The organism is Actinokineospora iranica, assembly GCF_900101685.1.
GTDB classification, from domain to species: domain Bacteria; phylum Actinomycetota; class Actinomycetes; order Mycobacteriales; family Pseudonocardiaceae; genus Actinokineospora; species Actinokineospora iranica.
This window is the reverse complement of the sequence record NZ_FMZZ01000005.1, coordinates 322,396-336,182: the sequence shown is the minus strand read 5'-3', so window position 1 is coordinate 336,182 and position 13,787 is coordinate 322,396. Positions and strand designations below refer to the sequence as shown.

General features: G+C 70.9%; 9 protein-coding genes. 1 reads left to right on the top strand and 8 read right to left on the bottom strand.

Going from position 1 to position 13,787, the window contains the following annotated elements; genetic code table 11:
* Nucleotide 1 precedes the first annotated feature (1 nt).
* Nucleotides 2-3,895, bottom strand: coding sequence for a DUF4082 domain-containing protein (locus BLS56_RS13430; protein WP_139190661.1), 3,894 nt, complete (start codon nucleotides 3,893-3,895; stop codon nucleotides 2-4).
* A gap of 515 nt (nucleotides 3,896-4,410) precedes the next feature.
* Between BLS56_RS13430 and BLS56_RS13425 the strand changes: the two genes are divergently transcribed.
* Nucleotides 4,411-5,379, top strand: coding sequence for a hypothetical protein (locus BLS56_RS13425; protein WP_139190659.1), 969 nt, complete (start codon nucleotides 4,411-4,413; stop codon nucleotides 5,377-5,379).
* On the opposite strand, the gene BLS56_RS13420 is transcribed toward BLS56_RS13425, so the two are convergent.
* The 7 genes from BLS56_RS13420 to BLS56_RS13390 all read right to left on the bottom strand — a co-directional run bounded on the left by BLS56_RS13420 (nucleotide 5,376) and on the right by BLS56_RS13390 (nucleotide 13,771).
* Nucleotides 5,376-5,942 (bottom strand): acyltransferase, encoded by a 567-nt coding sequence (locus BLS56_RS13420; protein WP_091450337.1) that lies wholly within the window; start codon nucleotides 5,940-5,942, stop codon nucleotides 5,376-5,378. The two genes, BLS56_RS13425 and BLS56_RS13420, sit on opposite strands and share 4 nt — an antisense overlap.
* A 70-nt stretch (nucleotides 5,943-6,012) precedes the next feature.
* On the bottom strand, nucleotides 6,013-7,116 hold the full coding sequence (locus BLS56_RS13415; protein WP_091450336.1) for a DegT/DnrJ/EryC1/StrS family aminotransferase: 1,104 nt from the start codon (nucleotides 7,114-7,116) through the stop codon (nucleotides 6,013-6,015).
* Nucleotides 7,113-7,769, bottom strand: a complete 657-nt coding sequence (locus BLS56_RS13410) for an acetyltransferase (protein WP_091450335.1) — start codon at nucleotides 7,767-7,769, stop codon at nucleotides 7,113-7,115. The genes BLS56_RS13415 and BLS56_RS13410 overlap by 4 nt, the downstream gene beginning before the upstream one ends.
* Nucleotides 7,766-9,604, bottom strand: coding sequence for an asparagine synthase (glutamine-hydrolyzing) (gene asnB / locus BLS56_RS13405; protein WP_175482807.1), 1,839 nt, complete (start codon nucleotides 9,602-9,604; stop codon nucleotides 7,766-7,768). Before asnB ends, BLS56_RS13410 begins: the two co-directional genes overlap by 4 nt.
* 2 nt (nucleotides 9,605-9,606) lie before the next feature.
* Entirely contained in the window at nucleotides 9,607-11,679 is a 2,073-nt protein-coding gene (locus BLS56_RS13400) for a glycosyltransferase (RefSeq protein ID WP_091450334.1), read from the bottom strand.
* Nucleotides 11,676-12,803: a DegT/DnrJ/EryC1/StrS family aminotransferase gene (locus BLS56_RS13395; RefSeq protein WP_228771605.1), complete on the bottom strand. Its 1,128-nt coding sequence runs from the start codon at nucleotides 12,801-12,803 to the stop codon at nucleotides 11,676-11,678. The genes BLS56_RS13400 and BLS56_RS13395 overlap by 4 nt, the downstream gene beginning before the upstream one ends.
* Nucleotides 12,800-13,771 carry an NAD-dependent epimerase/dehydratase family protein gene (locus BLS56_RS13390; protein ID WP_091450333.1) on the bottom strand — a complete coding sequence of 324 codons (972 nt, stop codon included), beginning with the start codon at nucleotides 13,769-13,771 and terminating at the stop codon, nucleotides 12,800-12,802. The genes BLS56_RS13395 and BLS56_RS13390 overlap by 4 nt, the downstream gene beginning before the upstream one ends.
* Nucleotides 13,772-13,787 lie beyond the last annotated feature (16 nt).

Sequence of the window (13,787 nt, the reverse complement as noted above, 5' to 3'; positions counted from 1 at the left end):
GCTACGGAAGAGTCGTTGCGAACACAGCGTCGACCCAGTAGTTGGATCCGTTACCGTTTCCGACCGGGAAGGCTCCGCCGCCACCGTATTGGTACACGCCGTTGAACCCGTTGTCCGCCGTGGCGGGCGCGGTCAGGGGGCCGTTGGTCCGATCGGTGGCGAAGTACTGCGACGTGTAGCCGTATCGCCCGGCGGAGCCCCAGTAGGACACCACGTAGGTCGTGCCCGCGGTGACCGGCACCGGGGTGGCGAACGTGAGGGTCTGCCATCCGCTGCTGGTCTCACCGGTGAACGTGCCGGTGGCCAACTGCTGCCCGGTGTTGCTCCACAGGGTTCCGGTGTGCGAGCCGGGGTCGCCTGCGGCCTTGTAGAAGCGCACGCCGGTGATCCAGCCGTCCGCCGACGGGATCATCCGCATACCCAGTTCCACTGTGGAGTCTGCCGCGAAGGTCTCGGGCTCGTCCGTGGGGCGGAACAGGGTGCACGGGCACGCGCCGGGCGGGCCGGTGGTGAACGACCAGGTGTGCGCCGCGGGCATGAAGTTGCCCATCGGGTCGCTTGCCCGCACGCTCACCGTGAACTGCGCGTTCCCGGCGAGGACCGCGGTCGAGGCGAAGGTGACGCTGCGGCCGTCCGGCGCGATCTTGGTGGCGCCGACCTCGCCGACACCGTTCTGGGTCACGGTGAATCGCAGTGACGCCGGGTTGATCGGCTCGGAGAAGTGCGCGGTGACACCGGTTCCGGTGGACACGTTGGTCGCGTTCGCGGACGGATTGGTGGAGGTCACCGTGGGCGCGGTTGTGTCGGCGCCGTCGGTGTCGACCACGACGTCGACCCAGTAGTTGTTGGCGTTGAACGTGCTTGTCGGGAAACCGCCGCCGTAGACGAACACGCCTTGGCCGCCCGAGGCGGGGGAGCTGGGCGCGGTGAGCACGCCCCGCCCGGCGCCCTGGTTGGCGAAGTAGCCGGTGTCGACCGAGTAGTGGCCGGTCGGCGTCCGGTACGAGGCGATGTAGGTCTGGCCTGCCTGAATCTGCACCGGGGCCGGGAAAGTCAGGGTCTGCCACCCGGTTTCGGTCTCGTTGGTGAAGGTGCCGTGCGCGATGCGCTGGCCGTTCGCGGTCCAGACCGAGCCGGTGTGCGTTCCGGTGTTGGCGAAGGACTTGTAGAACCGCACGCCGGTCACCGTCGCGTTGGCGGCCACGGTGAACTTCACGCCCAGTTCGACGTCGCTGGCGTCACCGGCGTCCACTGTGGCCGGTGTGCGGGTCTTGAACAGGTTGCACGGGCACGGTGAGAGGTTGGTGCCGGTGGTGAAACTCCACGTCTTCTGCGCGGCGAGCGGGTTGCCGAAGCCGTCGGTGGCGTTGAGCGACACCGTGTGCTGGGTGTTCATCGGCAGCAGGTCGGTGGGGCTGAACGTGACCACCTTGTCGTCCACGCTGACCGTCCCCGGGATCGGGTTTCCTCCGGCCTGGACGGTGAACTGCACGCTGGCCGGGTCGACGCCCTCGTCGAACGCGGCCGTGATGCTGCTGTCCACGTACACATTGGTCCCGTTCGCGGCGGGCGAGGTGGACTGCACGACCGGCGCGGTGTTGTCCGCGGTGTCGGTCGTGACGATCACGTCGACCCAGTAGTTGCCGCCGTTGAACGAGCTGTCCGGGAAGCCGGAGCCGTAGCGGAACACGCCGTTGCCGCCGGGCACGGACCCGGTCGCGGGCGCGGTGAGCGGGACGATGCCCGCGCCCTTGCCGTTGAAGTACCCGGGATCGACCGAGTACCGGCCGACCGGCGCGGTGTAGGAGACGACATAGGGCTGCCCGGCGCGGATCTGCACGGGCTGGGCGAAGGACAGGGTCTGCCACCCGGTCGCGGATTCACTGGTGAACGTTCCGGTGGCCAGGCGCTGGCCCGCCGAGGACCACAGCGAGCCGGTGTGCGTGCCGGTGTTGCCCGCGGACTTGTAGAAGCGCACGCCGGTCACGGTGGAGTTCACCGAGGTGGTGAACTTGGTGCCGACCTCGATCGGCGCGGTGTCCCCACCATCCACTATGGAGGGTGTCTGGTTGCCGAAGATGGTGCACGGGCACTGCTGCGAGCCCACGGTGAGGTTGATCGTCACCGTGTTGCCGAGGGTGGCGCCGTCGTCGGAGGCGCGGACCTTGATGGTCACCGGGCCGAGCACGGACGGCGTCCAGTTGTAGGTCCAGTTGTCCAGTCCGGTGGCGCGGTGGTAGGTGGCGCCGCCGTCTACGGACACCTCGACCGAGCCGACCTTGCCGCCGCCGACATCGGCGGCGGTGCCGCTGATGACGCGCGGGGTGCCCGCGGGCACGGTGGAACCGTTGGCGGGCGCGGACACCGTGACGGTCGGGCCGGTGGTGTCGGTGCTCTTGGTCGCGGCGACCAGCCCGGCCATCAGCGTGCGCGGCTGGACGCTCATGTCGGCCAGCATGTTGACCGTCGCCTGCTGCATCGCCGGGCTCGTCGGCGCGGTCGGCGGGGCGCCCGCGGGGAAGGTGTGGTCGGAGTCCAGCCCCCAGGACCACTGCACGGTGGCGGAGTTGAACACCAGCGCCTTGCTGACCTGGTCGCGGTAGAGGATGAGCTTGTGGTTGGCCGGGCCGCCGCCGTAGATGTGGCCGTGGTCAAGCAGAAGCTGGCCGTCGTCCACGGTGACCGTGGTGTCCGACAACGGAACCGAGCCTGCGGGCCGGTAGCCGTTGTCCGGGTCGCTGTCCCACTCGTAGCCGAGCGTGCCCACGGGCAGCGTCGTCGTGGTGGTGGCGGTCGCGATGGAGGTGTTGCGCCACAGGCGGTTGCGGCCGAACGACGCGGGGACCTGGATGGCGTCGGCGCGGTAGCCGTTGACGAAGAACAGCGCGCCGGTCAGCGCGTTCTCCGGGCGGCCGCCGTCCGAGGGCGGGGACTGCCTCGGGTCGCGCCAGGTGCCGGTCCAGGCCGGGTTCGGGTCGATCTTCGCGCCGCCGGGGGCCTTGGTCTCCTTGTAGCAGACCATGGTGCGCAGGGCGGTGTTCGTGCCGTCGATCGAGTTCTCGAACCGGGTCTTCCAGAACATGGAGTTGCCGGTGAGGAACATCAGGTTGACGCCAGCGGCCTTCGCCGCCTCGATGCCCGTGCGCTGGGTGGCGTTGACGTACTCGTCGTGACCGGACGAGACATAGACCTTGTGGTTCTTCAACAGGTTCGGGTTGCGGGTGACGTCCACACCGGACAGGTAGCTGACGTCGTAGCCGTTGCGTTCGAGGAAGCGGATCAGCGGGTACTCGGCGTTGAGGAAGTTCGACGTTCCCGCGTTGCGGTACGGCCGGTTGTAGCTGACCTTGAACGCGCGACCGTCGGGCGAGCCGCTGAAGCCGCCCTCGTAGAGGTTGAACTCGTTGATGCCCGGGCGGTCGCCGTACTTGTTGTACGCCTGCCAGGTCTGGTCCGAGGTCTGCACCACGATGTCGGAGGTCGATGAGTCGTTGCGCACGACGAACGGGTACTGGCTCGCGCCCGCGCCGTCGTTGCGGATGAAGTTGGCGACGTAGAAGCCGGGGACCGCGGTGCTGGGGACGAACCAGCTCGCCGAGACCGACCAGTTGCCGCAGTCGACCAGGCCGGTGTTCGTGTCGTACTTGCACACCGGCTGGTTCTGCGGCAGCGGCACCGAAGGGGTCAGCGTCTGCTGGAGCCTGCCGCCGTTGCCCTGGTAGTAGCCCAGCCGCACGATGTCGATCTGGTAGCTGTTGCTCGGTGTCTTGACCTTGAAGTCGAGCCGCTCGCCGGGCTGCACGCTGGTGGCGGTGGCGAAGCCCTCGATATCGCCGTAGTGGCTCTCGACAAACCAGTCGTCACGCGGCGTGCCGGGCTTGGAGTTCTCGCACACCACCGGATTCGTCGGCGCGTCACAGGGACCCGCCGACGCGGGTGATGCGACCAGGACCGGAAGCCCGACCGCGACGAGAAGTGCCGCGAGGCCCGCGCGGAGACCGCGGGCCCTCCGACCGCGTGCGGTGTGCGTCGCCGGGTCCATCCGAGCCTCCACGGTGTGTGACCGCAGGTGATGACGATCTGCGGAAAGGGTGTCGCGAATGGGGACGCGTGACACTGTCAGCGGTTCCCATCACCCAGTCATCGTCAAACCGCCCAACCCTGTTACCCCACTTGGCGGCTGGAAAAGTGGGCTCGGACTCAGAGCGTCATGGTCTGTCCCTTGCGGACTCCGCACCGCCAGAACAAGAGTGACGGATTGTAGTTGCCCTGATACCAGAGCTTGATCATCTGTTGTGTGGGATCATGCGTCGAGTCGATCTCGGGGGGCGGATTGTGCGTGAGCGCGCGCTGATTCTGGTTGCGTCGTTGCTGATGGCGGGGTGCGCCGCACCGGTTCATGGCCTGGCGGTGACCAATGACGGGCAGGTCGCGAGCCCGTGGGCGGAAGCCGAGATCACAGAGTCCTCCGACAAGAATCTCCGGAAGGTGCCGCGCACTTCCGGTGAGTATTTCACCTATTCGTCCGCGGAAACCGCGGCGCAGACGATCTGCCACACGATGACCCCGCAACGGTGGTCTGAGCTGCTGCACGGCCCGGTGCGCCGCGAGATCTACGGCAGCTCCACGAACCTGGCCTGCCTGGTGACGTCGAACCGGATGCGGATCGAGCTGGCGACCCAGGATCTTGATCCCAGCGGGTGGCGGTCATACATCGGCACTCCGTCAAGGGACATTCAGCACGCGGGCAGGCCGGGTCGCGTCAGCACCTCGATGGAGGCGCCGTTCCGGGCCGATGGTTACGTGACACTGGTCGATGACAGCAGCGCGGCCAACCGCAACGCCCTGACCTTCCGGGTCACCGCCGGGTCATTGGCGACCATGGACCGGCCCTCGGCCTTCACCGACCTGGTGGACGACGTCCTGACGGGCGTGATCGAGCCGCTGGCGAAGCCGAGTTCTCCCATGCCCGCGGTCACGGGAGAACTCGGCTTGATGGGCTATGTCCCGACTCCGCCCGCGCCCCGTGGCGGGGTGGTCGACGTGCCGTATCCGCTGTCCGCACAGCAGCTGTGCACTGCGGCAGTTGCCGCGCTGGGTGTCGATCCCGCAACCCTGACCATCGCGCCCCACCACGACGGCCAGTGCCGCATCACCAACGGCGCCGACGTGGCCGTCTCACTCTGGTTGCGGCCCAACGTCAACCGCGCCGAGTTCACCGAGACGATCGCCGGACGCCCAGTCAAGCCCGCACGGGACAAACTGCGGGAAGTGTGGCTGCGCGACGATGTTCCGGCCTCGCTGTGGGTGAACTGGTTCAGCGGTGGTGACAGCACCCCGTTCATCGAGAAGCTTGTGCCGCTGCTACTGGCGGGCTAAGCCGGGGTGAGGCCGTTGCCGTCGTCGGCCAGGATGTGGTCGCGGCGGCATTCCGGGCAGTGCAGGACCTCGTCCAGGCGTTCGCCGCATTCGCAGACCCAGCCCTTCTGGCGGGCGGGGTTGCCCGCCACGAAGGCGTGTGGGGGCACGCTCTTGGTGACCACCGAGCCCGCCGCGGCGAACGCGTACCGTCCTATCTCGACTCCGCAGACGACGACCGTGCCCGCGCCGAGGGTGGCGCCGTGCCGAACACGGGTTTCCACCAACTGGTCGGGGCCTTTGCGAATTGCCGCCCGGGGCCGGAAGTCGTTGGTGAACAACACGTTGGGGCCGAGGAAGACCTCGTCCTCGCAGGTGACCCCGGCGAAGACGAGGGTCCCGTTCTTGACCGTCACCCGGTCGCCGAGGGTGGCGCCGGTTTCCACGAACGCGCCGTCGCAGATGTTGCAGTCGCGGCCGACGCGGGCGCCGGGCAGGACGTGCGCGAAGGCCCACACCCGGGTGCCGTCGCCGACCTCGTCGCTTTCGCAGATGCCCTGGTCGTGGACGAACACGCCGCTCATGGGGCCACCTCACTTGTTCGGTGGCCCCGCGCGCCTACGCACTGTGTCAATGATTCGCTCGCAAGCTCGCTCATGCGAACACCGCGTCCGCCAGCGCGGAGACCACGCGTTCCTGTTGCGCCTCGGTGATTTCCGGGAACAGCGGCAGCGACAGGATCTCGCCCGCGACGCGCTCGCTGACCGGGAACGCGCCCTCGCCGTGTCCGAGGCCTGCGAACGCGCCGGTGCGGTGGACCGGGGTCGGGTAGTGGATGCCCGCGCCGATTCCGGCCGCGTGCAAGGCCTTGAGCACGGTGTCGCGCTCGGCGACCCGGATCACGTACAGGTGCCACACCGGCACGTTGCCCTCGGCGACGACCGGGGTGCGCACCCCGGCGACGTCGGCGAGCAGCGCGTCGTAGCGGGCGGCGGCGGCGCGGCGGGCGGCGTTCCAGCCGTCGAGCCTGCGCAGCTTCGCCGACAGGACAACGGCTTGCAGTGTGTCGAGCCTGCTGTTGAACCCGAGCACCGGGTGCTCGTACTTGCGCGGCGAGCCGTGCGCGCCGAGCAGCCGGACCCGCTCGGCGAGGTCGGCGCGGGCGGTGGTGACCGCGCCGCCGTCGCCGTACGCGCCGAGGTTCTTGCCGGGGTAGAAGCTGGTGGCGGCGATGTCGCCAAACGAACCGGCGGTCTGGCCGTGGCGGGTCGCGCCCTGGGACTGCGCGCCGTCCTCGACGATGGCGACCTCGGCGGGCAGCGCGGCGCGCAGCTTCTCGATCGGCGCGACCTGGCCGTAGAGGTCCACCGGCAGCACCGCCCGGGTGCGCGCGGTGACGGCGTCGGCGGCCGCGGCGACGTCGATCAGCGCGGTGTCCTCGTCGCAGTCCACCAGGACCGGGGTGGCTCCGGCGCGGGCGACGGCCTCGGCGGTGGCGATGAAGGTGTTGGCGGGCACGACGCACTCGTCGCCGGGGCCGACGCCCAGCGCGCGCAGGGCGAACTCCAGGGCGTCGGTGCCGTTGCCGACGCCGACGCAGTGCTCCACTCCGGCGTAGCGGGCGTATTCGGCCTCGAACGCGGCGACCTGCGGGCCGCCGACGAACGCGGTCGTGGCCAGCACCTGCGCCCAGCCCGCGGCGACCTCATCGGCCACGGCCGCGTGTTGGGCGGCCAGGTCGACCAGGGGGATGCTCATGTCTTCTCCTCGCGGGACTCGCAGAGTTCTCGGGCGGGCACGCCTGCCCAGGTTTCGCCGTCCGGCACGTCGCGCAGCACCACCGCGCCCATGCCGACGACCGCTTTCGCTCCAATGTGGACACCCTGGCGGATGACGCACCCCGCGCCGAGATACGCCGACTGGGCGACGGTCACATCGCCGGAGAGCGTGGCGCGACCGGCGCAGGTGACGAAGTCGCCGATGACGTCGCCGTGGGTGAACAGCGCGTGCGGCATGACGACCACGTGCGCGCCGACGCGCTGCGGCGCGGTGACGACGACCCCGGCGAGCAGCACGGCGCCCTCGCCGAAGGTGACGCCGGGCGCGACCGAGGCCATCGGGTGGACCAGGGTGGCGTAGCGCTCGGGCGGCAGGCCCAGCCTGCGCACCAGGTTCGCCCGGCCGTCGGGGCGGGCAGGTGACGCCACGCACACCAGCACGGCGGCGTCAGTGTGCTCGTGCACCAGGTCCGTCGGACCGAGCACCGGCACACCGTCCACTTCGGACCCGTGGCGGGCCTGGTCGTCGTCGAGCAGCCCGACGGGCTCGAAGGACTCCGGGAGCGCGCGGGCGGCGGCGAGGACTTCCCTGGCCAGCCCGCCCGCGCCCACCAGGAGCAGGGGGCGGCTCATGCGCGGGCCACTTCGCGGTGCCAGACCTCCAGCGACAGCAGCGTCCACAGCCGGGGCTGCTCGTCGCGGGTGCCCGCGGCGTGCTCGGCGAGCAGGGTGCGGACCGCGCCGGGGTCGAGAACGTCGGCGACGAACGACGACGGCCCGGTGAGCAGGTCGTTGGCCATGTCGCGCAGGCCGTCGCGGAACCAGGCGTCGAGCGGGACCTTGAAGCCGGACTTGGCGCGGTCGACGACGTCGTTCGGCAGGTGCTTGCGGGCGACCTCCTTGACGACCCACTTGGTCGTCCCGCCGCGCACCTTCACCGAGCTGGGCAGGGAAAACGCCAACTCCACGACCCGGTGGTCGAGAAACGGCGGCCGCAGTTCCAGGGACGCGGCCATGGACATCCGGTCGCCGCGCTCCAGCAGGTTGTCGGCGAGCCAGGCGTGCGAGTCGGCGTAGAGCATCCGGCGCAGCGCGTCGCCGCGCCCGTCCCGGTAGGGCTCGATCGCGCTGCGCGCAGCGGGTCCGCCCAGCAGCCCGGCGCGTTCCCGTTCGGTGAACGGCGCGAACCAGCCGCGCATCCGTTCCGCCGCACTGGCTTCCGCCATCGCCCGGACCGCGACGCCCAGGCGGGCGCGGGACGCGGGCAGCGCGCGTTCCAGCCGGGGCAGCAGGGCGCCGCGCACGGGCGCGGGCACCAGTCCGGCCCAGCGGGTCGCGTTCGCGAAGCGGTATTTGGGGTAGCCGCCGAACAGCTCGTCGCTGCCCTCGCCGGACAGCACGACCTTGACCTGCTTGCGGGCCAGTTCGGCGAGCCGGAACACGGCCACGTCGGCCGGCTCGGACAGCGGCGCGTCCCGGTGCCAGCTCAGTTTCGCCCACGAGTCCTTGAAGTCGTCGGCGGTGACGATGACCTCGTGGTGCTCGCTGCCGACGATGCCCGCGACCTTGCGCGCCCAGTCCAGCTCGTCCACCCGGGGGTCGCCGAAGCCCGCCGAGAACGTGTGCAGCCCTTCGCCATGGCGGGCCTTGGCGGTCAGCGCGCAGATCAGGCTCGAATCGATGCCGCCGGACAGGTACGCGCCCACCGGCACGTCCGCGACCAGAGCGTCCTCAATGGACGCTTCGAGCGCGTCGGAGACCAGCCGCACCGCGTCGCCCGGGGTGACGTCGCGGCGGCCGCCGCGCGTCGGGATGCGCCAGTACTCGCGCAGCCGCACCTGGCCGTCGCGGCCCAGGGTCAGCCGGTGCCCCCGCGGAACCTTGCGCACGCCCTGGATCAGGGTGTTCGGCGCGGGGACCGAGCGGTGCGCGAGGTAGTCGTGCAGGCTGGCGCGATCCACCTGGCGGTTGCCGATGACCGGGAACAGCGCCTTGATCTCCGAGGCGAAAGCGAACACCTCGTCATCGACGTAGTAGTACAGCGGCAGGATGCCGAGCCGGTCGCGCACCAGGTGCAGCTCGCCGGTGTCGGCGTCGGCCACCGCGTAGGCGAACTGGCCGCGCAACCGGTCCACGCCGTCGACGCCGTGCTTCTCGTACAGCGCGACCAGGGTCTCGGTGTCGCCGTCGGTGCGGAACGGGTAGTCCAGTCTGGACCGGAGCTGCCGGTAGTTCAGGATCTCGCCGTTGAACACCACGTGCCTGCGGCGGTTGTGGCTGGCCATCGGCTGGGCGGACCCGCCGAGGTCGATGATCGACAGCCGGGTGTGGGCGAACCCGGTCGGGCCGTCGATCCAGGTGCCCGCGGCGTCGGGGCCGCGGTGGTGCAGCAGCTTGGTCATCTCGGCGAGGACACCGAGGTCGACCGGGGCGCCGTCCAGGCGCCGCAAGCCCGCGATTCCGCACATGGCTACCGCTGCCCCTCAGCCAGGTCCATGAGCTGCCGCGCCCGGGAGTCCCAGGACGCGGGCAGCACCGACGCGCGCCGATCGTCCATAGTGGACGCACCGCCGTCGTCGATGGTCTGGCGGACCGCGTCGACGAACGCGTCGTGCCCCTGGGCGACCCGGACCCGGTCGGCGTAGTGGCGGATCTCCGGGAAGTCCGAGCTCACCACGGCCAGCCCGAGCGCAAGGTACTCCTTGAGCTTGATCGGGTTGGCGTGCTTGATCCAGTCGTTGTCCAGCCACGGCATGATCGCCACGTCGAACCCGCTGCCGTACGCGGGGATCTCCGCGTAGGGCCGGAAGCCCAGCCAGTGCACGTTCGGGTGCTTGTCGAACCGCTCCATGCTCAGCGTCGCGTCGCCGATGAGCACCAGGGACGCCTCGGGGAACTCGACGGCGAGCCGTTCCAGCAGGTCGAAGTCGACCAGGTAGTCGTCCAGGCTGCCGAAGAAACCGATGCGCGGCCCGGGGATCGCCGCGAGGTCGGCGGGCAGCGTGTCGCGGCGGCGGAAGTGCCGCAGATCCACGCCGTGGTCCAGGAAGTACGCCCGGTCGCCGGTCGAGGCGGCCTCTTCCGCTTGCAGCTCACGGCTCACGTAGAGCACGTGGTCCGACCCGGTGAGCAGCTTGTCCTCCAGCGCCGCGATCGTGCCCTGGTCGGCCTCGGGGAACGCGGAGTGCCGGTCGGAGCGGTTGAACAGCAGGCCCCGGCGCGGCATCGGCTCGACCACGTCCCACGCGGTGGGGATGGTCGCGACGATGACCGGGGCGCGCATCCGCAGCACCGCGCACACCGCGCGGACCTGCGCGCGGACCAGGGTGGCGTTGAGCCTGCGCGCCCAGGCGCTGCCGTAGAACGGGATCGGCAGCGGAGTCATCACGTGGTAGCCGGGCACGTCCGGCAGCGGGCGGCGCACCAGCTTGGCGACGCTGCCCGCCTTGCGGGCGATGCGGCGCAGGAACTGGGTGCTCTTGCCCGGGGTGGGCATCCGCAGGCCGATGCTGTTGACCAGCAGGACCTTGCGGTGCTCGGCGACCCGGCGCATGAGCTGGAAGTCGGAGTGCGCCTGGTTGTGGTACCACCAGTCCTGCGCGGAGAAGCACACGTACGGCGGCGCGTCTCGATCCACTGTGGACAGTGGGGCAGGCCAGCGGCGCTGTCGCAGCAGGCCCCGCAGGGCGGCCCGGTGCCGGGCGGTCGCCGACCCGCGCAGGGCGCGCGGGAGGTTGTTGAGCACCGCGGCCAGCCACATCAGCGCGGCGGCGCCCCGGCCGTGCCGCTCGCGGTGCAGGCGGACCTTGTTGGTCACCAGCAGCGACCACAGCCGCGGCGAGGTCAGCACCTCGCCGCCGAGGTGCACCGCGTGCGCGGCGGGCTCGTAGCGGGTGCGGAAGCCCGCGGCCCCGGCGCGCAGCATGAAGTCGGTTTCCTCGGAATAGAGCAGGTAGCGCTCCTCCAGCGGGCCCACGGCTTCGAGGCATTCGCGGGTGACCAGCCACGCGGCGCCGGTCGCCCAGTCGACGGTGCGGGCGCGCTCGTAGGCGGCCGGGTTCGTCACGGTCTCGCCGAGGGCGGCGATCCGGCCCGCGCGGGCGCCGCCGAGCACGGCCTCGCCCAGGGAGCGGGCCACGGTCGGCGCGCGGCGCAGCGAGTGCTGCACGCGGCCGTCCACATCGGTCAGTCGCGGCGCCACGACGCCCACGCCGGGGCCGACGGCCGCGCGCAGAGTGGCGACCGAGCCCGGCGACAACCGGATGTCGGCGTTGAGCACCAGCACATCGCAGCCCAGCGCGTGCGCGACACCGGTGTTGACCCCGGCGGCGAACCCGTCGTTGCCCGCCCGGACCACGATCTTGGCATCGGGATCGGCCGCGGCCACCACCTCGGCGGTGCCGTCGGTGGAGGCGTTGTCGACCACGACGACCCGCGCGTCGGCCACGCCGTCGAGTGCGGCGGGCAGCGCGCGCAGGCAGTCGCCGACGACCTCGGCGCTGTTGTAGGTCACGATGACGACCGCGACCGGGCGGGCGATCACGATGCCACCAGCTCGATCGCCTGCGCCAGCGCGCCGACGACGCGCCGCTGGTCGGCTGAGGTCAACTCGTGGTGCAGCGGCAGGATCAGCGACCGGCGGGCCAGGTCCTCCGTCGCGGGCAGCGGCCCGTGCGGGTGCCCGGCGTAGGCGGGTTCCAGGTGCGCGGCCATGATCCCGCGCCGCGCGGACACCCCGGACCCGGCGAGCCGCGACAGCACGTCGGCCAGCGGCGGCGCGCCCTCGGGCAGCGCCACCCAGAACGACTGGTAGTTCGTAGTCCCGTGCGCCGGGTCGGTCACCGCGCGCAGGCCCATCGGGGCCAGCATCTCGTGGTAGCGCGCGGCCAGCTCGCGGCGCTGTTCCACGATGCCGTCGAGCTTGCGCAGCTGCACCAGTCCCATGGCCGCTTGGATGTCAGTCATGCGGTAGTTGAACGCGATCTCCACATAGGACTCGACCACCGCGCCGCCAGCCGCGTGCCGGTCGGCGGCCGACATGCTCATGCCGTGCTCGCGCAGCCTGCGCAGCCGCGCGGCCCAGTCGGCGTCGTCGGTGGTGACCATGCCGCCCTCACCGGTGGTGAGCAGCTTGCGCGGGTGGAACGACCAGGCCGCCAGCAGCGCGCCTGCGCCGACCGGCCGGCCGTACACAGTGGACCCGGCAGCGCACGCCGCGTCCTCGACCACCGGAACGCCGCCCGCCGCGATGCGGATCGCGTGCACGTCCGCGGGCACCCCGCCCTGGTGCACGACCAGCACCGCCTTGGTGCGCGGCGTGACCACCTCGGCCACGGTGCTGCCGGTCAGGTTGCCGGTGACCGGGTCGACGTCGGCGAACACCGGTGTGGCCCCGCAGTAGCGGATCGCGTTGGCGGTCGCGATGAACGACAGCGACGGCGCCACCACCTCGTCGCCGGGACCCACGCCGAGCAGGTGCAGGCACAGGTGCAGCGCGGTCGTGCAGCTGGACACCGCGACCCCGTGCTCCGCGCCGACCCGCGCGGCGAACGCCTCCTCGAACGCCGCCACCCGGGGACCCTGCGCGACCCAGCCGGAGCGCACGGCCTCGGCCACGGCGAGGGCTTCTTCCTCGCCGAGGAACGGCTTCATGACCGGGATGCTCACGCCTGCTTCTCCCCGCGCCACCACTGGACGAGCCCGCGCAGGCCGTCATCGAGCTTGATTTCCGGCCGCCAGCCCAGTTCCCGCTCGGCCGCGCCGATGTCGGCCAGCCGCCGGGTGACGCCGTTGACCTTGCGCTCGGGGCCGTGCTCGACGCCGAGGTCGGAGTCCATCGCGCCGAGCAGCGCCTGCGCCAGTTCCAGCAGGCTGGTTTCCTGCGCGCTGGCGATGTTGTAGACGGTGTCGGTGACGTCCGCGCGGGCGGCGAGGATGTTGGCGCGGGCGATGTCGTGCACGTGCACGAAGTCCATCGTCTGCGCGCCGTCGCCGAAGATCAGCGGGGCCTTGCCGTCGACGACGCGCTCCATCCAGCGGATCAGGACCTCTGTGTACAGGCCGTGCACGTCCATGCGCGGCCCGTAGACGTTGAAGTACCGCAGCGCCACGTAGTCCAGGTCGCGCATCGCCTTGAAGCTGCGCAACATGCCCTCGTTGAACGCTTTCGCCGCGCCGTAGAAGGTGTCGTTGTTGTACGGGTGGTGCCGCTCGTCGGTCGGGAAGGTCTCCGCGAGCCCGTAGACCGACGCCGACGACGAGGCGATGACCTTCTTCACCCCGGCGTCCGCCGCCGCCTCGATGACCGTGAACGTGCCGTCCACCAGGCATTCCAGCGCCAGCCGGGGCTCTTCCGCGCACTGGGTGATGCGGATCGCGGCGAGATGGAACACCAGGTCGGTGCCCTTGCTCAGCTCGACGACCAGCGCCCGGTCGTTGATGTCGCCCTCGACCACCCGCAGTCTGCCGCTGGCGTCGGCATCGGCCAGGTTCTGGCGACGGCCGCGCACGAAGTTGTCGAGCACGACCACCTCGGCGGCGCCCGCCGCGACAAGCTGGTCCACCACCGACGAGCCGATGGTGCCCGCCCCACCGGTCACCAGGGCCCGCTGGCCCTCAATCGGCTGGCTGCTCATGCGGCCACCTCACAAG